This is a genomic window from Rothia sp. 27098_8_29, assembly GCF_041432785.1.
Taxonomy (GTDB): Bacteria; Actinomycetota; Actinomycetes; order Actinomycetales; family Micrococcaceae; genus Rothia; species Rothia mucilaginosa.
Window position 1 is genome coordinate 269,171 of record NZ_JAPWAI010000001.1, and the last position, 21,671, is coordinate 290,841.

General features: G+C 59.7%; 17 protein-coding genes. 11 read left to right on the plus strand and 6 right to left on the minus strand.

Going from position 1 to position 21,671, the window contains the following annotated elements:
- Nucleotides 1-149 precede the first annotated feature (149 nt).
- Entirely contained in the window at nt 150-1,298 is a 1,149-nt protein-coding gene (locus O3649_RS01135) for a glutamate--cysteine ligase (RefSeq protein ID WP_371572369.1), read from the minus strand.
- 299 nt (nt 1,299-1,597) lie between these two features.
- Nucleotides 1,598-3,058: a class I SAM-dependent methyltransferase gene (locus O3649_RS01140; protein ID WP_297605748.1), complete on the minus strand. Its 1,461-nt coding sequence runs from the start codon at nt 3,056-3,058 to the stop codon at nt 1,598-1,600.
- A gap of 226 nt (nt 3,059-3,284) precedes the next feature.
- Between O3649_RS01140 and groES the strand changes: the two genes are divergently transcribed.
- The 7 genes from groES (at nt 3,285) to O3649_RS01175 (ending at nt 11,096) form a co-directional block, all read left to right on the plus strand.
- Nucleotides 3,285-3,572, plus strand: a complete 288-nt coding sequence (gene groES, locus O3649_RS01145) for a co-chaperone GroES (protein WP_005505066.1) — start codon at nt 3,285-3,287, stop codon at nt 3,570-3,572.
- A gap of 106 nt (nt 3,573-3,678) precedes the next feature.
- The gene (groL, locus tag O3649_RS01150) at nt 3,679-5,265 is read left to right on the plus strand and encodes a chaperonin GroEL (RefSeq protein WP_049341811.1); all 1,587 of its coding nucleotides are present in this window, start codon (nt 3,679-3,681) and stop codon (nt 5,263-5,265) included.
- A 309-nt stretch (nt 5,266-5,574) separates the two neighbouring features.
- Nucleotides 5,575-7,092, plus strand: coding sequence for an IMP dehydrogenase (gene guaB / locus O3649_RS01155; protein WP_005505069.1), 1,518 nt, complete (start codon nt 5,575-5,577; stop codon nt 7,090-7,092).
- A gap of 145 nt (nt 7,093-7,237) precedes the next feature.
- Complete coding sequence (locus O3649_RS01160) at nt 7,238-8,368, plus strand: GuaB3 family IMP dehydrogenase-related protein (RefSeq protein ID WP_005505070.1); 1,131 nt, start codon at nt 7,238-7,240, stop codon at nt 8,366-8,368.
- Between the two features lie 219 nt (nt 8,369-8,587).
- The gene (guaA, locus tag O3649_RS01165) at nt 8,588-10,180 is read left to right on the plus strand and encodes a glutamine-hydrolyzing GMP synthase (RefSeq protein WP_371572371.1); all 1,593 of its coding nucleotides are present in this window, start codon (nt 8,588-8,590) and stop codon (nt 10,178-10,180) included.
- A gap of 217 nt (nt 10,181-10,397) precedes the next feature.
- The gene (locus O3649_RS01170; RefSeq protein WP_070593719.1) at nt 10,398-10,664 is read left to right on the plus strand and encodes a type II toxin-antitoxin system Phd/YefM family antitoxin; all 267 of its coding nucleotides are present in this window, start codon (nt 10,398-10,400) and stop codon (nt 10,662-10,664) included.
- A 9-nt stretch (nt 10,665-10,673) separates the two neighbouring features.
- Nucleotides 10,674-11,096 carry a type II toxin-antitoxin system VapC family toxin gene (locus O3649_RS01175; RefSeq protein ID WP_083301090.1) on the plus strand — a complete coding sequence of 141 codons (423 nt, stop codon included), beginning with the start codon at nt 10,674-10,676 and terminating at the stop codon, nt 11,094-11,096.
- A 206-nt stretch (nt 11,097-11,302) separates the two neighbouring features.
- Here the strand turns inward: O3649_RS01175 and O3649_RS01180 are convergent, their stop codons facing one another.
- On the minus strand, nt 11,303-11,788 hold the full coding sequence (locus O3649_RS01180; RefSeq protein WP_141758465.1) for a hypothetical protein: 486 nt from the start codon (nt 11,786-11,788) through the stop codon (nt 11,303-11,305).
- Nucleotides 11,789-12,090: 302 nt separating this feature from the next.
- Here O3649_RS01180 and O3649_RS01185 point away from each other — a divergent pair, with 302 nt between their 5' ends.
- The gene (locus O3649_RS01185) at nt 12,091-13,095 is read left to right on the plus strand and encodes a permease (protein ID WP_371572374.1); all 1,005 of its coding nucleotides are present in this window, start codon (nt 12,091-12,093) and stop codon (nt 13,093-13,095) included.
- 158 nt (nt 13,096-13,253) lie between these two features.
- On the opposite strand, the gene O3649_RS01190 is transcribed toward O3649_RS01185, so the two are convergent.
- The 3 genes from O3649_RS01190 to O3649_RS01200 form a co-directional block, all read right to left on the minus strand.
- The gene (locus tag O3649_RS01190) at nt 13,254-15,059 is read right to left on the minus strand and encodes an alpha-glucosidase (protein ID WP_314099953.1); all 1,806 of its coding nucleotides are present in this window, start codon (nt 15,057-15,059) and stop codon (nt 13,254-13,256) included.
- Nucleotides 15,060-15,188: 129 nt separating this feature from the next.
- Nucleotides 15,189-17,003, minus strand: a complete 1,815-nt coding sequence (locus O3649_RS01195; protein WP_070685549.1) for an alpha-glucosidase — start codon at nt 17,001-17,003, stop codon at nt 15,189-15,191.
- Nucleotides 17,004-17,074: 71 nt separating this feature from the next.
- A complete protein-coding gene (locus O3649_RS01200) occupies nt 17,075-17,953 on the minus strand; it encodes an endonuclease/exonuclease/phosphatase family protein (RefSeq protein ID WP_314099957.1) in 879 nt (292 codons plus the stop codon).
- Nucleotides 17,954-18,372: 419 nt separating this feature from the next.
- Between O3649_RS01200 and O3649_RS01205 the strand changes: the two genes are divergently transcribed.
- The 3 genes from O3649_RS01205 to O3649_RS01215 all read left to right on the plus strand — a co-directional run bounded on the left by O3649_RS01205 (nt 18,373) and on the right by O3649_RS01215 (nt 21,620).
- Nucleotides 18,373-20,010: an alpha-glucoside-specific PTS transporter subunit IIBC gene (locus O3649_RS01205; protein WP_371572377.1), complete on the plus strand. Its 1,638-nt coding sequence runs from the start codon at nt 18,373-18,375 to the stop codon at nt 20,008-20,010.
- A gap of 263 nt (nt 20,011-20,273) precedes the next feature.
- On the plus strand, nt 20,274-21,074 hold the full coding sequence (locus O3649_RS01210) for a MurR/RpiR family transcriptional regulator (RefSeq protein ID WP_371573055.1): 801 nt from the start codon (nt 20,274-20,276) through the stop codon (nt 21,072-21,074).
- Nucleotides 21,075-21,161: 87 nt separating this feature from the next.
- Nucleotides 21,162-21,620, plus strand: a complete 459-nt coding sequence (locus O3649_RS01215; protein WP_049341819.1) for a hypothetical protein — start codon at nt 21,162-21,164, stop codon at nt 21,618-21,620.
- Nucleotides 21,621-21,671: the final 51 nt, after the last annotated feature.

Here is a 21,671-nt window from a genome sequence, read left to right on the forward strand (position 1 = left end):
CTGAAATAGCTACTTTCGCAGGGATTATTAGCGCGAACCCGTTGATGCGGCTCGCCTCGAAAATGCTCATAGAAATGCCTCGGCACAGTCTCACAAAGGACTGCGCCGAGGCATTTTCTGTATTCAAACTTTAGCTGGGGGGGGGGGCTCTAACGCAGCGCTCGCGCACGAGACTGCGCGGCAACATCTAGCGCCACTTCACGCAGAGAGCCGGTCTTCTCAAAGACCGCACGCTGACGATCCGCACCCGTACCCTCGGCGAGGATGCGGCGTACCTGCGCCAGCTCTACCTCACAGTCAAGGTCGCGTGCCACCGGCTCCAGCTTGGGCAGAAGCAGCTCAAAATCTTCACGCAGGGTACGCTGCACCGGCTCGTTAGAGACCACAATTTTAGCCTCCAGGCCGTAGCGGGCGACGCGCCACTTATTCTCCTGAGCGTGCCAGGGGGCGAGCACCTCAACGCTTTCACCCGCCTCAATGCGGCGGGAGAAGTACTCCACCAGGCACTGCGTGAACGCCACGATCGCCGCAACATCGGGCAGGGACGCGAGGCCATCGCAATAGCGCATTTCAATGGTGCCGTAACGCGGAACCGGGCGAACATCCCAACGGTCCTCGCTCGGGTCGTTGATCACGTCGGTTGCCACGAGTGACTCCAGGTAATCGCTGTACTGCTCCCAGGTATCAAAGTGGAAGGGCAGGCCGTTCGTGGGCAGCTGCTGGTAAAGCTGGGTGCGGTGCGAAGCGTAACCGGTATCGACCCCGTCCCAGTAGGGGGAGGAGCACGAAAGCGCCAGCAGGTGCGGTCCGTAGTTGGTCAGCGCGTCAATAAGCGGCAGAACCTTATCGCGGGAGTCAACACCCACGTGCACGTGCACGCCGTAAATGACCATGTGGCGGCCCCAATACTGGGCGCGCTCGACCACGCGCTGGTAGCGTTCCTTCGCCACAACCGGCTGGTCAGCCCAGTGGGAGAAAGGGTGAGTGCCGGCGGGGTAGAACTCAATGCCCAGCTCATCGGTGATGTCGCGCAGGGTATCCGTCAAATCCTGCAGCTGACGGCACGCCTCAGCGACGGTGCGGCAGATGCCGGTCACCACTTCGACGGTGTTCTCCAGAAACTCGCCGGTCACATGCGCCCGGTTGGAGGCGGGCTCAAGCAGTTCGGGGCGGCGCTCGCGCAGGATGGATAGCACCTCGCTGGCGCGCTGGGTCAGTGCGCCGCTTTCACGGTCGATGAGCGCAATCTCCCATTCCACGCCGAGAGTGGACTGCGGGGAGGTAGCAAAGTCGATCATATTGCCTTTCCTGCGTCTGGAAATAGGGTCGTGCATGGTGCCGACTATGGAAGTTATTATCGGTGGGCTCTACCCGGCTGTGCGCTAGCCGGTGGGAGCCGGCTTTTGCGGGGGAGTACCTCTACTAGGCACCGTATCTAGTGTACGGTCTTGCGGTGCCCGGTGCCCTGTCGAGTGCAGAATCCGGAACGGGAAACGTCACGAATCGTCACGAACGGTAACCCGTCCTCGGGTCTGGGCAGTCGGGTCTGGGCCGTCAGTGCTGGGTAGTTAGGGATGGGTGGCCGGGGCTGGCGAGGTTAGAGCGGGCGCACATGCCAGCCGACGCGGCGTGAATCCCTACCCGAACCGATACGGGTAAAGACCAGCGTTGCCGGACGGTACGAGGACTCCTGAGTACCCGCCTGCGCACCCGAAGAAGAATTAACGTTCTTTTTCTGTTTCTTCTTGGAAGGCTTAGAACCCGCCGAACCCAGCAGGCGCGCACGCAACTGCTCCGGAACAATGTCCACGCCACGCTTCTTAATCGTCAGCGCCGTAAAGCCCTGCTCACGCACCCAACGCTTCAGCTGCTTCTCCTGCAGGGGAATCTCCTCCAGCACCTCGTAGCAGGCAACCAACGGATGCTCCACCGGCTCGGCAGAACACAGGTACGCCAGGTGCTCATCCAGCAGGTGCGCGCCAATACTCTGCGCAAACTCAGCGACCAGATGCGAGCGCACAATTGCCGGGGCGGGCTCCAGCAGGTAATCACCGGGCTGCGGTAGGGACGTCGGAACGTCAACACTCTGCTCCGCCTCTTCCGCCGTCAAGGGGCTGCGGAAGCTCACCGCCTCGTAGGGAGGCAGTAGGGCGCCGGTTTTGGTTGAGCCTTCGGTTGATCCTTCATTAGGGGCAGCCTCTTCCGCAGGCCACTCGCGCACAGAGGTTGCCGTGCGAGCCACCCCCTCCTGAGCCAGTGCGTTAAACCAGAGCACCAACTCGGCGAGGGATCCCTCCGACTGGATCCACTCCGCCTCAACGCGCGGGTTGGGGTTCGCCTCCGACGCAATATCTTCGGGCGAGGGGATGCCCTCATGAGGAAAACCGGGGCCCAACTTCACGCCCATCGGCACACCCGTACGCGCCAGATTCAGCACGAATGAGAACGGGGGAGAGAACGCCTCCGGATCAAAAAGGCGCTCCGTCTGGGCCTTCTTCGCACCCCGCAACTCGCGGCGCGCCGGGTCCATCCACACAATGCCCACCGGCTCACCGGCAGCGTCCAGAAGTTCACCGTGCACATAATCGGTCACATCCCCCGAATACACGCGCGCCTGCGGGCAAAACTCAAGGTTCTTCGCCGCAAAAGAAGCCGTCAGCGGATCCAACTCCACCGCAACCACGGCACCGCGCTCCGCCGCATACACGGCAGAATCCGAGGCGATACCGCACCCCAAATCAGCCACCGTGCCGGCAACCGGGCGCAGACGCTGAGCGCGATAATGCGCAATCACCGGGCGGGTCGCCTGCTCCGCCGCCTCCTGAGTGAGCATGAGGGTGCGGGCGCGCTCGCCGAACTTGGCGCGCGCACGGGTACGAGCCTGCGCCAGCGAAATAATCTGCGCAGACTCCTCGGGGCTGAAACCTCGCGAACGCAAAGAAGTAACGGCGCTGAGCGTATCCGAGCCCAGCGGGTAGAGCTCATCGGCTGCCGCGAGCGCTTCGGCACTGAACGGAAGCTTGGCGGCGGGAGTAAAAGGGGATGCGGGAATAGGCATGCTCCTCATTTTACGGGGTGCCGATTTTGGGAGGTGGGAAGCCCGATCTGCTCGGTTTTTTGCTCAGCGTTCGCCTTGCGGTGAAACACCCCGGCAGAAGGGCGTTTTTCTTGACCGAAAGCACAGGTGAAACTAGAGTTGAGGTAACACTCGAGACAGTCATTGGGCGCGCCACTGCGCCGCTGTCTCGCATCAAACGTAAATCCACAACCCGGAGGAACCGATTATGGCTATCAAGCCCCTGGAAGACCGCGTCGTTATCAAGATCGAGCAGGCTGAGCAGACCACCGCATCCGGTCTGGTCATCCCCGAAACTGCGAAGGAAAAGCCGCAGGAAGCACGCGTTGTCGCCGTTGGCCCGGGCCGCGTGGATGAGAAGGGCAACCGCATTCCCGTAGACATCAAGGAAGGCGACGTTGTCGTGTTCTCCCGCTACGGTGGCACCGAGGTTAAGTACCAGGGCGAAGAGTACCTGATTCTCTCCGCACGCGACGTTCTGGCAATCGTCGACTAATACTTTCAGATGCTCATGCGCCGTACCGCTCATCCGGTACGGCGCATGAGCTATCATCTGCCCCTTAAAAATTTCCTTTCTGTGACGCACTAGGAGTAGCGAACACATGGCTAAGCAGCTTGAATTCAACGATGCCGCCCGCAAGTCCCTGCAGGCTGGCGTCGATAAGCTGGCAAACGCGGTCAAGGTAACCCTCGGCCCGCGCGGGCGCAACGTTGTGCTCGACAAGCAGTGGGGTGCACCCGTCATCACCAACGACGGCGTGTCCATTGCTCGCGAAATTGAACTGGACGACCCGTACGAAAATCTGGGCGCCCAGCTGGCGAAGGAAGTCGCCACCAAGACCAACGACGTAGCCGGTGACGGCACCACCACCGCAACCGTGCTCGCACAGGCACTGGTCAACGAGGGCCTGCGCAATGTTACCAGCGGCGCGGCACCCGCCGACGTCAAGCGCGGCATTGAGGCTGCTGTGGAGGCTGTTTCCGCACGCCTGCTCGAGAACGCACGCCCCGTGCAGGGCCCCGAGGTGGCGCACGTTGCCGCTATCTCCGCCCAGTCCGAGCAGATCGGTGAGCTGCTGGCTCGCGCCTTCGAGAAGGTCGGCCAGGACGGCGTCATCACCATCGAAGACGGCTCCTCCACCGAAATCGAACTGGACATCACCGAAGGTATGCAGTTCGACAAAGGCTACCTCTCGCCCTCCTTCGTCACCGACGCTGAGCGCGGCGAAGCAGTGCTGGAGAACAGCCTCGTGCTGCTCTACCAGGGCAAGATTTCCACCATCGCAGAAATCATGCCCGTGCTCGAGAAGATCGTTCAGGCGAAGAAGCCGCTGACCATCATCGCAGAAGACGTTGACGGTGAGGCGCTCTCCGCACTGGTCGTGAACAAGCTGCGCGGCACCATCAATGTGGTCGCTCTGAAGGCTCCCGGTTTCGGTGACCGCCGCAAGGCAATCATGCAGGACCTGGCAATTCTGACCGGCGGCACCGTCGTGACCGGCGAGCTCGGCATCGACCTGCCGCAGGTCACCCTGGAGCACCTGGGCTCGGCACGCCGCGTGACCGTCACCAAGTCCCACACCACCATCGTGGACGGCGGCGGCGACCCCGAGGCAATCGAGGACCGCGTGCAGCAGCTGCGCCGCGAAATTGAGCGCGTGGATTCCGAATGGGACCGCGAGAAGCTCAAGGAGCGCCTGGCTAAGCTCGCCGGCGGCGTGGGTGTCATCAAGGTCGGTGCCGCAACCGAGGTTGAGGCGAAGGAACGCAAGCACCGGATCGAGGACGCTGTGTCCTCCACCCGTGCCGCTCTGGAAGAGGGCATCGTCTCCGGTGGCGGTTCCGCACTGGTTCACGCACTGAAGGCACTGGACGGAATGGACCTGGGCAACCACGACGCAAACGTGGGTGTACAGATCGTTCGCCGCGCCCTGGTTCAGCCGCTGCGCTGGATCGCTGAGAATGCTGGCGAAGACGGCTACGTCATCGTCTCCAAGGTCTCCGAACTGCCCGTGGGTCACGGATTCAACGCCAAGACCGGCGAGTACGTGGACCTCATCGAAGCCGGTGTGATTGACCCGGTGAAGGTGACCCGTTCGGCTCTGCAGAACGCATCCTCCATCGCGGCTCTGGTGCTGACCACCGAGACCCTGGTGGTTGAGAAGCCCGAAGAAACTGAAGAAGCCTAAATAGTGTGTGTGCCCGGTGCCGCCCCCTCCACCATGGAGGCGGTACCGGGCACTCGCTGTCGGTAGGCTCGGATGCGCTCGCGTTCGTGGGGGTGTTAGAACCTACCGACAGCCTCCCGCTGAGGGGCGCTTACTATGAGTGCTTCTCAGCAAAGAAACCTTTAGCGGTTTACTATAGAAGGTAAGCTGTTCCCGTTTGCGCTCAAACCACCTTGTGGGGTGCGAGCAGACGGGTCGTACCGCATCTTGACATACGCAACGTATAGGCTGAGCTTCTCACCGATGAAGCCAGCATCCGAAAGGTAGACAATGACCATTCCCACCGCTCTGTCCGAGGATCCCTTCGGCTTCACCGGCCTGACCTACGATGACGTGCTGCTGCTGCCCGGCAACACCGACGTCATCCCCTCCGATGCGGACACCTCCACCCGCCTGTCCAAGCGCATCACCCTGAACACCCCCATTATTTCCGCCGCAATGGACACCGTGACCGACTCCGCTATGGCAATCGCTATGGCACGTCTGGGCGGTATGGGCGTTATCCACCGCAACCTCTCCATCGAGGACCAGGCTGCACACGTGGACCGCGTTAAGCGCTCCGAGTCCGGCATGATCATTAACCCCGTCACCATCGGTGCTGACGCAACCATCGCCGAATACGACGAGGTCTGCGGCTACTACAAGGTCTCCGGTCTGCCCGTCGTCAGCGAAGAGGGCGTGCTGGAAGGTATTATCACCAACCGCGATATCCGCTACATCTCCCGCTCCGACTACGAGGGCATTCGCGTCCGCGACATCATGACCCCCATGCCGCTGGTCACCGCGCACCCCAGCGTCACCAAGGACGAAGCATTCGCACTGCTGTCCAACAACAAGATTGAGCGTCTGCCCCTGGTCGACGACGCAGGCAAGCTCGCCGGTCTGATTACCCTCAAGGACTTCGTTAAGACTGAACAGTACCCCAACGCCACCAAGGACGAGGACGGCCGCCTGCGTGCCGGCGCCGCTATCGGCTTCTTCGGTGACGGCTACGAGCGCGCAATGACCCTGGTCGAGGCAGGCGTCGACGCACTGTTCGTGGACACCGCAAACGGCCACTCCCAGGGCGTGCTCGACATGATTGCCCGCCTGAAGAAGGACCCCGCCGCAGCACACGTGGACGTCATCGGTGGCCAGGCTGCAACCCGCCTGGGCGCACAGGCAATCATCGACGCCGGCGCTGACGGCGTGAAGGTCGGCGTTGGTCCCGGCTCCATCTGCACCACCCGCATTATCGCCGGTGTTGGCGTTCCCCAGGTGACCGCTATCAACGAGTCCGCTAAGGCGGCAATCCCGGCAGGCGTGCCGCTGATTGCTGACGGCGGTATGCAGCACTCCGGCGAGATCGGCAAGGCACTGGTTGCAGGCGCTGACTCCGTGATGCTCGGCTCCCTGCTTGCCGGTACCACCGAGTCCCCCGGCGAACTGATCTTCATGAACGGTAAGCAGTACAAGGCATACCGCGGCATGGGTTCGCTGGGCGCAATGCAGACCCGCGGCCGTCACAAGTCCTTCTCCAAGGACCGCTACTTCCAAGCTGACGTCTCCAGCGAAGAGAAGCTGATTCCCGAGGGTATTGAGGGTCAGGTTCCCTTCCGCGGCCCGCTCTCCGCAGTGATTCACCAGCTCGAAGGCGGCCTGCGCCAGACCATGTTCTACGTCGGTTCCCGCACCATCGAGGAGCTCAAGTACAAGGGTCAGTTCGTGCGCATCACCCCCGCAGGTCTGAAGGAATCGCACCCGCACGACATCATGATGACCGTTGAGGCACCGAACTACCGCCGCTAAAACGCCTCACCAACGATGATTCGCCGCATGGTGTGCACACCATGCGCCGTTGAGCCCGCCCCATACCCGTTCAGGTATCGGGCGGGCATCGGCGCGAATAACGCCCAGCGGCACCCCTCAAACCGAATTCGAAAGGATTCACCCCATGTCTGAAATTCAGATTGGCCTCTCCAAGAACGCCCGCCCCACCTACTCCCTGGACGATGTGGCGCTGGTGCCCACCCGCCGTACCCGCGACCGCCGCGACGTCGACACCTCCTGGCAGATTGACGCCTTCAAGTTCGACACCCCCATCATTGGTGCGCCCATGGACTCGGTCATGTCCCCGGCGACCGCCATTGCACTGGGTAAGCTGGGTGGCCTGGGCGTGCTGAACCTCGAGGGCCTGTGGACCCGCTACGAGGACCCGCAGCCGCTGCTCGACGAGATTGTTGAGCTGCCCGAGGCGGACCCCGCCTCCGCAACCACCCGCATGCAGCAGATTTACTCCGAGCCGATTAAGCCGGAACTGATTACTGCACGCTTGGAAGAGATCCGTGACTCCGGCGTGGTCGTTGCAGGCTCCCTGAGCCCGCAGAACACCCAGGAGCACTACGAGACCGTAGTGAAGGCGGGCGTTGAGCTGTTCGTCATCCGCGGTGCGTCCGTCTCTGCTGAGCACATTTCCACCTCGCACGAGCCGCTGAACCTGAAGAAGTTCATCTACGAGCTCGACGTTCCGGTCATCGTTGGTGGCGTTGCTGGCTACTCGCAGGCTAAGCACCTGATGCGTACCGGCGCAGCCGGCGTGCTGGTGGGCTTCGGCGGCGGTTCCGCACAGACCACCCGCCAGGGCCTGGGCATCTCCGCACCCATGGCAACCGCTATCGCCGACGTGGCTGCGGCACGTTCCGACTACCTGGACGAGTCCGGCGGCCGCTACGTACACGTGATCGCTGACGGCTCCCTGGGCCGCTCCGGTGACATGGTGAAGGCGCTCGCACTGGGCGCTGACGCTGTCATGCTGGGCGCTCCGCTGGCTCGCGCATCCGAGGCTCCCGGCCAGGGCTGGTACTGGGGCAACGAGGCGCACTCGCTGGACTTCCCGCGCGGCGTACGCACCCCGCTGGGTGTTGTCGGCTCCCTGGAGGAGGTCCTGTACGGTCCTTCGCACCACGTGAACGGCACCAGCAACATTGTCGGTGCGCTCAAGCGCGCAATGGCTAACTGCGGTTACCTGGACCTGAAGAAGTTCCAGAAGGCTGACCTGACCGTGGTTCCCGCGTACCGCGGCTAATGTAGCTTCATGAATCACCGCTTGGCGGTTGGCAGGTTGTGGTCTGCCGGTCACCAGGCGGTGCTTTCTATACGCGCGCTCTACCCCCGTTAGAGCATGTAGCGGCACCCCGGGATGGGGGAGCGGCTACGTACCGTCGGCGGCGTACAGCGATAGCGTAAAATAGATATATCCCCGCGCAAGTGCGCGGATTAGTACCAACACGTTGAGGTAATTTTCGTGACCAACTCTGTGAACCTGGACCAGCTCGAAGAGCGTCCCGTCCTGGTGGTAGATTACGGTGCACAGTACGCGCAGCTCATCGCTCGTCGCGTGCGTGAAGCCGGCATCTACTCCGAAATCGTCCCCCACTCCATGAGCACCGAGAAGATGCTCGCCAAGAACCCGGCAGCCATCGTGCTCTCCGGTGGCCCCTCCTCGGTCTACGCCGATGGCGCACCCAAGGGTGACAAGGCCCTGTTCGAAGCTGGCGTGCCGATCTTCGGTATCTGCTACGGCTTCCAGGTGATGGCTCAGACCCTCGGCGGCACCGTCGCCCAGACCGGTCTGCGCGAATACGGCGCAACCGACGCTGTGATCTGCGCTGAGAACTCCTCCTTCCTCACCGGCACCCCCACCACCCAGAACGTGTGGATGTCTCACGGTGACTCCGTGACCGAAGCCCCCGAAGGCTTCGAGGTGCTGGCAAAGACCCCCGGCGCATCCGTGGCAGCATTCGTGGACGAGTCCCGCAAGCTCGGCGGCGTGCAGTGGCACCCCGAGGTGAAGCACTCCGACTACGGCCAGGTCGCCCTGGAGAACTTCCTCTACAATGTGGCAGGCCTGAAGCCCACCTGGTCTACCAACAACATCATCGAAGAGCAGGTCGCAAAGATTCGCGAGCAGGTCGGTAGCGACCGCGTCATCTGCGCGCTCTCCGGCGGCGTTGACTCCTCCGTGGCAGCAGCTCTCGTGCACAAGGCTGTCGGCGACCAGCTCACCTGCTTCTTCATCGACCACGGTCTGCTCCGTGAAGGCGAGCGCGAACAGGTCGAGCAGGACTACGCAGCATCTATGGGCATTAAGGTCATCACCATTGACGAGTCGGAGCGTTTCCTCTCCGCGCTCGATGGCATCACCGAGCCCGAGGCGAAGCGTAAGGCTATCGGCCGCGAGTTCATCCGCTCCTTCGAAGAGGCACAGCGCAAGCTGATTGCCGAAGCAGGCGAAGAGGGCGCAGACATCAAGTTCCTGGTCCAGGGCACCCTGTACCCGGACGTTGTCGAGTCCGGCGGCGGCGACGGCACCGCAAACATTAAGAGCCACCACAACGTGGGCGGCCTCCCCGACGACCTGACCTTCGAACTGGTGGAGCCGCTGCGCACCCTGTTCAAGGACGAGGTTCGCGCTATCGGTCGTGAGCTCGGCGTTCCCGAGAAAATCGTGGCACGTCAGCCGTTCCCCGGCCCCGGCCTGGGCATCCGCATTGTCGGCGAGGTTACCCGCGAGAACCTGGAGACCCTGCGTGCCGCTGATGCTATCGTGCGTGAAGAGCTGACCGCAGCAGGTCAGGACGAGCACATCTGGCAGTGCCCCGTGGTTCTGCTGGCTGGCGTTCGTTCCGTGGGTGTTCAGGGTGACGGCCGTACTTACGGCCACCCGATTGTTCTGCGCCCGGTCTCTTCGGAAGACGCAATGACCGCTGACTGGTCGCGCCTGCCGTACGACCTGCTGGCTAAGATCTCGAACCGTATTACGAACGAGGTCAAGGACGTTAACCGAGTGGTGCTGGATGTTACCTCCAAGCCCCCGGGAACCATTGAGTGGGAGTAATCCCGCTGTGGGCTACCTAGCTTTGTAGCTGGGAGCCTGTGAAGGAGCCGCCCGGTGCATCCTGCTGTGATGCGCCGGGCGGCTTCTTCGTATCTTCCTAACGATATATAGCGGGTCTGAAGATGGAGGGGTTGTCGTAGTACTGAAAGGAAAATATAATGTAGCTACGTAGTTACATTATTTATGTTTTCATGTCGTGAGCAGCAAGGGGGAAATTATGACCGTTATGACCAGCCGCGAGTTCAACCAAAATCTCGCCAAAGCCCAGAAGCAGGCTCAGCAATCACCCGTTATTATCACTAAGCGTGGTGAACCCACCTATGTCCTTATGACCTATGAAGAGTATTCGCGTAGCCAGAATGAGAGCTCTTCCCTGTATGATTTCTTCGCAAACTACCCTCAACCTGCTGAAGGTATGGACCTGCCCGAAGAATTCCCCACGGCAGAACGTTCCGCACATCAGCGCCCCATTGTAGAGTTCTAGGGGACAACGATGTACCTGCTTGATACCAATATTATTTCTGAGTTGTGGAAGCTCTCACGCGGTAAGGCTGACCCTGTTTTTGAGTCGTGGTTTCGCCGTTATTCAGAAAAGCCACTCTATATTAGCGTCGTGACCCTTATGGAACTAGAGCGCGGTGTGCTTGCTATGGAGCGTAAAGATCCGATACAAGGTGCTTATCTGCGTGAGTGGTTTTTGGCAGTTCGAGAGAAATTTCAGAAACGAACTCTTGTCATTGACGGAGCTGTAGCTGATTGTTGTGCAGGGCTTCACGTGCCGGATAAAGCGCCGGAGAACGACGCATGGATCGCTGCAACTGCTTTGACTCATGGTCTTACTCTCGTAACGCGCAATGTCAAAGATTTTGAGCGTCTGCATGTTCGGCTCCTGAACCCCTTTGAGTGTGCAACCTAAGATGGCTGAAGCCCCGTAAGGAGCCGCCCGGTGCATCCTGCTGTGATGCGCCGGGCGGCTTCTTTCATATGAGCGTTTCTGAAAATACTCCGTAGCCTAGATTTTTCGCATGAATTTTAAAGAAAAACACCAAAATATTTAAAACGAGAGTTCAAATAAAAGAACTAAAAACTCTCCACAAAACCACACGGGGAAAAGAAAAACCTTTAATGCGGGTGATGCGGGTGACGAATCGAATCACGCCAATGAGCGCTCGACCCCAACCCAAAATGCAGAGCAAAAAACGTGCCAAAACAGCAGAACCCAAACGCGCACGCCATGTACACGCCGTAGGTTAGCATCATAAACTCAGAATCGTGACTCACACCCGAGGCGACATTCAACGCCAACGAGACGCCCAGAATCACAAGCCACGCAGCGCTCGCAGCCGCAATCAGCCACGAGATAGCACTCAGCACCGGGTGCGGGACCCTAAACGTACGTTCAGGACCGCTCATAGACGCTACGGGCGCAGCAGAAGCAACAACAGGCTCAGCCACTGCAGTCGAAGCGTTCACTGCTGAGGGGGCCGCAGAAGAGCGCCACGGAATATGCACACCGGCATGCTGCCCCTGCGCCTTCGCGGGGGTCTTTGCGGAGCGGTGGGGGACGCCTCCAGCATCGGGAGGAGAAGAAAGATACGGTTGCTGCATTGCGGGCTCCTGAGCGTATAAACCTCGCATGAGAAGAAACAACAGCGCGTCTAATGATGCGAGAAAATGAGTGTCGGCGATAGATTGAAAGAATACGCTGAAAATATATCCTTTCTATATTTCAAGATTAGAAGCGAACCGCATAAAAAACGAGGGTTTGGCGGAATATGATGCAATATGACGCGAAAAATCCGAAAACCACAGAGAAAAAATAATCAACCTCAACCTGAAGGTTCAGGGTAGGGTTATTAGACACGCCCTAACGCGGCAAAAACAGCAGAGCTACAGCGAAAGGAACGAGCATGGGAATCATCCTCCCACTCATCTACCTAGGTCTAGGTCTGGGGCTCGCGCTACTGCTACCCGATCGCTGGAGCACCCGCCTCAAAGAAGACGCCTCAACCCTGCTGACCCGCTGGATCATTCCCGCCGTCATCATCTACACTGTCGCAACCAGCCGTCCCGAGCTGTTCTTTGTCGCCGCCTCCACCATGGTGTTGATGCTCCTTGGCGTGCTCTGTGCCGGGCGCATCACCGGCGACCCCGTGCAGAAGCTCGCCTTCGTGTACCTGAACGCGGGGCTCTTCGGCATCCCTGTGGTTGCCGGATTCTGGGGCGAGGAAGCCGTGCGCGTGTACATTGGCGCGTATATCGGCAACTCCATCATGGGTAATATTCTGGGCACCTCGCTACTACGCGGTGGTTCTACAACAGATGCCGGGGAGCGCGCCGCCTCAAGTGCACGAGCCGCACAGAACTCACACACAACACAGGATGCACGAGCCACTAGGAGCCGTGGGGAAACCCTCCACACGGTGCTGCGGGGGCTGCGTACCAGCCCGCCGGTTATCGCCGTGGTGGTGGGTCTGCTCTGCCTGCCCGCCGGCTCTTTCCTGAGCGTTCACGGGGCAGGTTTCTACCGGGTACTGACCTGGATTTTCAGCTTTATCGGACTGATTGTTCTGGGCATGTGGCTCGGTGTTGCCAAGCTACACCGCGCCGACCTGACCCGCGCCGCCGGATGGGCATTCCTACGCGCCGTGCTCGTGAGCGTCTACAGCATCGGCGTGCTGGCACTCGCCCGCTGGGCACACGATACGGCGGGCGTGCACTTTGACCAGTTGCTCGCGCATCCGCAGGTGCTTTTTCTTCTGGCTGTTCTGCCGCCAGCAGCTAATATCGTCATTCTGGAAACCCACTACCGGCACGAAGGCACCGCAGCCCCCGTCATTGCCGCAGGGGCAGCCGTCAGCGTAGGAATGATAGCGCTCGCCGTGCCGATCCTGCAGCTCGTCTTCGCCAGCTAAGTAGAGCCTCCAGCTAAGCAGAGCCAAGAAAGCACACCGAGAGAACATAGGAGAGAATGCAGGAGACAACACAAAAGGAGGGCGGGGCATAAGCCTCACCCTCCTTCTGCTGTCTATCACCTTATCGGCACGCCGTAGCACTCAACGAGCTACAACGCTTAGCGAACGATGTGGTACACCTTCGCCTCGTAGGGGCGCAGGGTCGAACCCGCATCGTCCTTGTAGTTCGAGCTCACCAGCTCAACACGAGCACCAGCCTCACGAGCCTCAGAAAGCACAGCGAAGTCGCGCTCCTGCTCCTCAGCAGTGAAGTTCGAAACAACCAGCAAAGACTCGTTCGCGGGGCTGCCATCCACACCACCGGTACGGGTGTACGCGTACACAGCCTCATCCTCGTTGTGCGGAACCTGAACCGAATCCACCGGAGCGAAGGACGCGTAAACCATCAGGTCCTTCAGCTTGCCGCGGCGCAGAGCCACCAGCTGCTGGTAGTGGTAGAAAATCGAATCCTCATCAGCCAGAACAGCCTCAGCGTTAATCACCGGGTAGTTCGGGTTCACAGCAATCCACGGGGTAACACCCTCGGGGCTGAAACCACCGTTCGCGGAGGCATCCCACTGAACCGGGGTACGAGCGTTATCGCGGCCCTTAATGTAAATCGCCTGCATCGCCTCTTCGTGGCTCAGACGCTTGTGATCAACGTGCATGTCCTCGTAGAAGCGGATCGAGTCACCATCGCGGTAATCCTCAATCGAATCAAACTTCACGTTGGTCATGCCCAGCTCTTCACCCTGGTAAATGTACGGGGTGCCCTGCATGAAGTGCAGAGTGGTCGCCAGCTGCTTAGCGGACAGGGTGCGGAACTCATCCGAATCGTTACCGAAGCGAGAGACAACGCGCGGCTGGTCGTGGTTGTTCCAGTACAGCGAACCCCAGGCGTTACCCTCCAGGGTGGTCTGCCAGTCGTTCAGGATGCGCTTGAGCTCGGTCAGCTTGTACGGTGCGTAGGACCACTTGCCGCCCAGATTGCCGTTCGGGTCGTTATCCACGCCCATGTGATCGAAGTGGAAGATCATGTTCAGCTCACCGGTGTGGTAGCCAGCCCACAGCTTAGCGTCCTCGGGGCTGGTTGCGCTGGTCTCGCCCACGGTCATCACGTCGTAGCGGCTGAAGGTCTCGCGGGTGAGTTCCTTCATCCACGGGTGCACCATGGTGCCGTTCGTAATGACGAACGGAATCGAGGAAGTGTGCTTCTCATAGTCGGTGGAGGGGTCATCCGGGTAGCCCTCGGGCTTGGAGATGATGTTGATAGCGTCCAGGCGGAAGCCGTCAACGCCCTTGTCCAGCCACCAGCGGACCATGGAGTACAGGTCCTCGCGAACCTTCTCGTTCTCCCAGTTCAGGTCGGGCTGTTCCTTGAAGAAGATGTGCAGGTAGAACTGGCCGGTCGCCTCGTCCCACTCCCACGCCGGGCCGCCGAACTCGGACGCCCAGTTGTTCGGAGGAATCGGGTTGCCGTCCTCGTCGAAGCCCTTCGGGTCCTTCCAAATGTAGTAGTCGCGGTAGGGGTTGTCCTTGGAGGAGCGGGATTCCTTGAACCAGGGGTGCTCATCGGAGGTGTGGTTTGCGACCAGGTCCATCAGGATCTTGATGCCGTGCTTGTGGGCGGTTTCAAGCATCTCGTCGAAGTCTTCCATGGTGCCGAAGTCACCCATGATCGCGAAGTAGTCAGAGATATCGTAGCCGTTGTCCACGTTCGGCGAGTCGAACACGGGGGAGAGCCAAATGACGTTGATGCCCAGCTTAGCCAGGTAGGGCAGCTTCTCGATAATGCCCTTCAGATCACCGATACCGTCGCCGTTAGCGTCGTTGAAGGAGCGGGGGTACACCTGGTACACCACGGCTTCCTTCCACCACTGGCGGCCTTCGTAGGAGGGAACCTCGTATGCCTCGGAGTTGCTCATAATTGCCTTTCTATACCGGCCATCCAGCCGAAAAGAGGAACAAATTTTGTCTGTGATTAAAGTATAGGGCGAAGAGGGACCGGAATGTCCGTTTCTGGTCCCCCTTCGCACAGTATGAGTGGGGTACGACTACTTGGCGTTACCGAAGAGGTACACCTTCGCCTCGTAGGGGCGCAGCAGGGTGCCCTCGTCGGTGAACTCGCGGTTCTCATCGCGGTAGTTCGAGCTAATCAGCTTCGGGGTGTTCTCGATTGCCTTCAGCTCAGTCGGGGAGAGTGCCTGCGAGTTGGTCAGTACCACCGAATCCAGGTTGCCACCCGCGTAGTTTAGCTGAACGGTGTCATCGGTGAAGTTCGCGACGACCAGCAGTGCGCGCTCGCCGGTTGCGGCGGCGTCCTCATCGGAGTTCACGCGCAGGTAGGCGTAAACCTGGTCATCCTCTTCATCCAGCAGGCGGTACTCGCCGGTCAGGACAATCGGGTGCTCGCGGCGCAGGCTAATCAGGTCACGGTAGTGGTAGAACACCGAATCCTGGTCAGCGAGCTCTGCCTCCGCGTTGATTTCGGTGTAGCGCGGGTTCAGCTTCAGCCACGGGGTGCCGGAGGTGAAGCCTGCGTTCTCGCCAGCGGTCCACTGCATGGGGGTGCGGGCGTTATCGCGGCCGGAGGCGCTGATGTAGCGAAGCATGTCCTCCGCGGAGACGCGGCCCGACTCTTCAACGTACTTGCGCCAGGAGTCGTGAATCTCCAGGTCGTTGTAGTCCTTGACGTCGTCGAAGAAGACATTGGTCATGCCCAGCTCTTCGCCCTGGTAGATGTAGGGGGTGCCCTGCATCAGGTGCAGCACGGTACCCAGCATCTTGGCGCTGACGGTGCGGTACTCGGGGGAGTCGTTACCGAAGCGGGAGACGGTGCGCGGCTGGTCGTGGTTGTTCCAGTACAGGGAGTTCCAGCCGCGGCCGTGCAGGCCTTCCTGCCAGTGGGTGAGGACCTTCTTGAGGTCAACCAGGTTGAAGCGGCGGTCGGACCACTTGCCGGTCACGCCACCTTCGGAGGCGTCTACGTCCATGTGCTCGAACTGGAACACCATCTGCAGCTCGTTGCGGTCGAAACCGGTGTAGAGTGCGGCGTCGTCCACGGTCACGCAGGGGGTTTCGCCCACGGTCATGACCGGGTACTTGCTCAGGACCTCGCGGTTCATCTCCTGCAGGAATTCGTGCACGCGCGGGCCGTTCGCTGCGACAGCCAGGCAGTTGTCGAGGCCGCCAGCGAGGACTGCCGGGTCCTCGGGGAAGGAGAGGTCCTTAGAAATTAGGTTGATGACGTCCATGCGGAAGCCGTCCACGCCCTTGTCCAGCCAGAAGCGCATGATGTCGTAGACCTCTTCGCGGACCTTCGGGTTCTCCCAGTTCAGGTCGGGCTGCTTGACGGAGAAGTAGTGCAGATAGAACTGGCCGGTCGCCTCGTCCCATTCCCACACGGAGGGGCTGAAGCAGGAAATCCAGTTGTTCGGCGGAATCGGCTTGCCGTCCTCGTCGAAGCCCTTGGGGTCGCGCCAGATGTAGTAGTCGCGGTAGGGGTTGTCCTTGGAGGAGCGTGCCTGTTTGAACCATTCGTGCTCGTCGGAGGTGTGGTTGACGACCAGGTCCATCATGAGCTTGATGCCGTGCTTGTGTGCGGTTTCGAGTAGCTCATCGAAGTCTTCCATGGTGCCGAACTCGGTCATGATGGCGCGGTAGTCGGAGATGTCGTAGCCGTTGTCATCGTTCGGGGAAGCGTAGATGGGGGAGAGCCACAGTACTTCGATGCCGAGGTCTGCCAGGTACGGAATCTTCTCGGTAATGCCGGGCAGATCGCCGATGCCGTCGCCGTTGGAGTCGTTGAAGGAGCGGGGGTAAATCTGGTAGACAACGGGTTCCTGCCACCACTGGATCTGGGTCGTCATTGTTCTTCCTTTCCTTGGTATGGATGAGTGTTGTGTGGGGCCGCTCTGTGGGCGGCTAAAGTCTGATGCCCTTAGTGCTGGGTGGTGAGGGGCGTCAGGACGCTCTGAGGGGCCCAGCTTGCGGGGTCAATCTCCAGGAGCAGGCCGCTGTGATCGGAAATCGCCTCGGGGGAGTTATCCCGGAAGACAACCGCGTGGGATACCACGTCGACCAGGCGGTCAGCGAAGACAAAGTCGATGCGCTTGGCATCCGTGCTACCTTCCCAGCCGGCGATTTCGCGGTGGACGGTGTTCTCGCCGTCGGTGTGCTCCGCTAGGGATCGGGTATCCACCATGCCGCTGGAGGTGACCAGCGCGTAGCCTTCATTGCTCAGATGTGCTGCGGAGTTGAAGTCGCCGCCGAGCAGTACCGGTGCGGTGCGGGCGCACTCGGCAAGCTCCTGCGAGAGGTGTGCGTATTCCTGCGCGAAGAGGGGCTCGCCGTCGAAGTCCCACCAGGACATGTGGGTGGTGGCGCACCAGAAGGTGCCCGTCTCAGTTTCGATGAGCGTTGCCTGTGCTGCGCGGCGCTGCACCTGGAAGTAGGTGTAGTCGGGGGACATATTGATGGGCTTGATACCGCGAATCGGCAGGCGCGAGAGGACGGCCACGCACTCGTCGTAGCGCTCCCACCCGAGGTGGGTCTCGGTGAGGGTCCACTCGTAGCGGGCGCCGAGCGCCTCCAGCGCGCGCACGAGGAGCAGGGCGTAGTTGTCTTCACGGACCGGAATACCCGCGCCGCCGCGGAAGTGGAGGGGATGTTCCACCACGGGGGTGGAGGTCAGCTGGTTGACCTCCTGGAGGGCGATAACGTCCACCTGCTGTTCAATAATGAACTTGGCGAGGGTACGGATCTTGGCAATCTGGTGGATTTCGCACCAGCTGTGCGTATTGAGGGTGAGGAAGCGCATGTATTAAGTCCGGGGTATGTGTGAGGTTGAAGAATGATATGCGCACCGCGTATTGAGGTGGTGAGTGTTTATGCACTCTGACCTCTATGGGCGCACTGTTTATGCTATCGATTCTGTGCGCTAGGTAATAGGGAAAAAGTCTCATCTGCAGCAAGTATTTTTAACCAGTGCCGGGATATGTTTCAGGTTCTGAAAAACTCTTTCAAAACTCACAGTTTTGGTACCTGTGGGCAGGTATGACCTGGCATTATTGTTTCTGTCTAAAACACATTCGGCATTTAGCGCACGCAGGATATGTGGCACCCGTCTCATATACTTTCGTTTGAGGGTATAAAGATACGGCGTTGCCACCGCAGACCGGCAACGATCGCCGGCACCTGCGTCCGCTCACTCGACAACCCGAAAGGGCGTATAGCCTCATGATGGAAAAAGTACAGAGGTTCGGCTCTGCCATGCTGGCACCCGTTCTTCTCTTCGCATTCGCTGGCCTCGCGGTCGGTATTGCGATCATTGCACAGAACGGCGACCTGATTCCCCTCGCTGCTGACAAGGAAAGCGCGTGGAACCACTTCTGGTCCGTTTGGGAGTCCGGCGCATGGACCGTCTTCAACCAGATGGAACTGCTCTTCGTGATCGGTCTGCCCATTGCACTGGCAAAGACCGCTAACGCACGTGCAGTGATGGAAGCTGCAATGGTCTACCTGACCTTCAACTACTTCGTCGGCACCATGCTCAAGGTATGGGGCAAGGGCGGCACCGGTTTCTTCGACCTGGACTACACCACCGACATCTCTAAGAGCGCGGCAGGTACCGGTCTGAAGATGATCGCCGGTATCAAGACCATGGACACCGGTATCTTCGGTGCCATCATCATCTCTGCAATCGTGGTGTGGGCACACAACCGCTGGTTCGACAAGAAGCTGCCCGACTTCCTCGGCATCTTCCAGGGTTCCCAGTTCGTCTACGGCGTCTGCTTCTTCCTGATGATGCCCGTGGCATTCCTGTTCTCCTGGCTGTGGCCCTACGCTCAGCACGGCATCTCCTCCCTGCAGGGCTTCTTCATCGCATCCGGCGCACTCGGCGTGTGGGTTTACACCTTCCTCGAGCGCTTCCTGATTCCGACCGGTCTGCACCACTTCATCTACTCCCCGTTCGTCTTCGGTAATGTTGTTACCCCGAACGGTATTGCTAAGGACTGGCCGACCCACCTGACCGAGTTCGCAAAGAGCGACAAGCCCCTGAAGGAACTGTTCCCCGGCGGCGGCTTCGCACTGCACGGTAACTCGAAGGTCTTCGCACCCATCGGTATCGCAGCGGCGTTCTACACCACTGCTCGTCCCGAGAAGCGCAAGGAAGTTCTCGCTCTGCTGATCCCCGTCAGCCTCACCGCAATCCTGATCGGTATCACCGAGCCCCTCGAGTTCACCTTCCTGTTCCTGGCACCCCCGCTGTTCCTGGTTCACGCAATCCTGGCAGCAACCATGGCTGCAATCATGTACCAGCTGGGTCTGGTTGGTTACATGGGTGGCGGTCTGCTCGACTTCCTGTTCCAGAACTGGATCCCGCTGTGGGCAAACCACTCCGGCACCTACCTCATGCAGATCGGTGTGGGCCTGTGCTTCACCGTTATCTACTTCCTGGTCTTCCGCTTCATGATTCTGAAGTTCGACTTCAAGACCCCCGGTCGTGAAGAAGACGGTGGCGAGACCAAGCTCTACAGCAAGGCAGAGTACAAGGCTGCTAAGGCTGCTGAGAAGGACGGCGGCGCAGCAGCTCCCGCAGCTGACGGCGACCTCTACGCACCCCGCGCAGCGGGCTTCCTCGAACTGCTTGGTGGCGCAGAGAACATCACCACCGTGAACAACTGCGCAACCCGCCTGCGTGTCTCCGTTGCTGATGAGTCCCTCGTCAGCACCTCGGATGCAGACTTCAAGAATGCAGGTGCTCTGGGCCTCGTCCGCAAGGGCAAGGCATTCCAGGTCATCGTCGGCATGGACGTTCCCCAGGTTCGCGAGCGTTTCGAGACCATGGTGAACGAAGCTAAGACCCTCTCCTAAGAGACTTCAGCTTTCAGCCACCTGACGGCATAACGCCTCATAAGGTATAGACTTCGCCGGCGGTATCGGATAACACCGATGCCGCCGGCGAAGCTGTACCCGGACACGTACCAGGCGCATACCCAGTTCAAATCTGTTGGCATACACACTCAAAGTGAGAGATGACCGTCCTCACCCACCCTGGCCGATGACTCTAGAGCGTGTACTATTTATATATTGCTCACCATCGGATTCAGGAGCTTTGAGTGGATTTACAAGACGTCGTGAATGCGAACCAGCACCGATTCAGTGAAACTGAACGGGAAATTTTGGCATTCATGCTAGAAAACGAAGAGTTCGTTGCAGAGTCAACGATCAACTCTCTGGCACATAAAACCTATACTTCGACCAGCTCAATTATCCGCCTGACGAAGAAGCTGAACTTCTCCGGATTTGCCGAGTTGAAGTACTTCATTAAGTCCTCTCTGAACCGCAGCGAACCTTTCAACCCGCGGTTCATTGAGAGCGGTCGCGAAGATATTCAGCGCACCTACGACTACCTCGAGCACATGGAACTGAGCGGACTGCTCAAGCGCATCCATGAGGCTCGCACCGTGTACTGCTTCGGTACCGGCTACGCGCAGCGCAACGCCGTGCAGGAATTTACCAAGTCCATGCAGGTGTGCGGTAAGTTCTGCCAGGTCATCCCGGCGCGCAATGAGTTCGAAAGCGCCATGAACAATATGACCCAGGACGACGTGGTCATTATTGTGTCCTTTTCAGGTCAGACCGAGAACATGCGCGAACACATTAAGATGCTGGCGCTGCGCCGCATCCCCATGATTGCGGTGACCGCCATTGGTGTGAACTACATGTCTTCACACGCCGAGTATTCCCTGCATTACCAGACGACCCCCACCCAAATCAGCACCCAGCGCAAGCCCTACTACTCCTTCGTTGCGCTGTCGGTACTGCTGGACTACATCGTGCGCCGCTACATTGAATTCGTTGAGAATGAGCGCCGCGAGTCCCTGCAGGACCAGGTGGATGACGCCCTCAACAGCGGGAGCGAAATCGACGCCTGACAAGGCATTACTGTGCCCACCTGCCCCTTCACTCACTCCTCCTGAATCCGACCGAATCCACCTGAGATCACCTGAAAGAGACACCCAGTGACCGCAATTTTCGCGCTCATCGAAAACACCGAGAAGATGCGTAAGTACCTGTTCTGGTACCTCATGATCATCCCCGCGCTGCTACTGCTGTGGATTGCTCTGGGCGCAGCGAACTCCCAGATGGACTTCCAAGCAGCCCTGAAGATTCCCTTCTTCACCGTAGCATTCCTGAACGCATGCCTCAGCCTGCTGCTGGGCGGCACCCTCAAGTTCGCAGGTGCAGAGAACGAACGCACCGAACGAGCCTACGCCCTGTACCTGACCATTCTGCTGGTCATCATCGGTAACCTGCCCGGCGCAATCCTGAGCTTCTTCCTCTTCCGCTCCCTGCGCTTTGGCAACCTGGAAGGCGAACTGGCACCCAAGTACCGTTGGGCGCTTCTGCCCGCCATGGTCTTCTACGTATTGGTCACCGTAGTGCTGCTCGCCGCCAACCTCGCAATGTGGTCGAAGTAAGCACACCGGCATACTAAGCACGCAGGCGCGCACTGACACCGCCCCGTATGG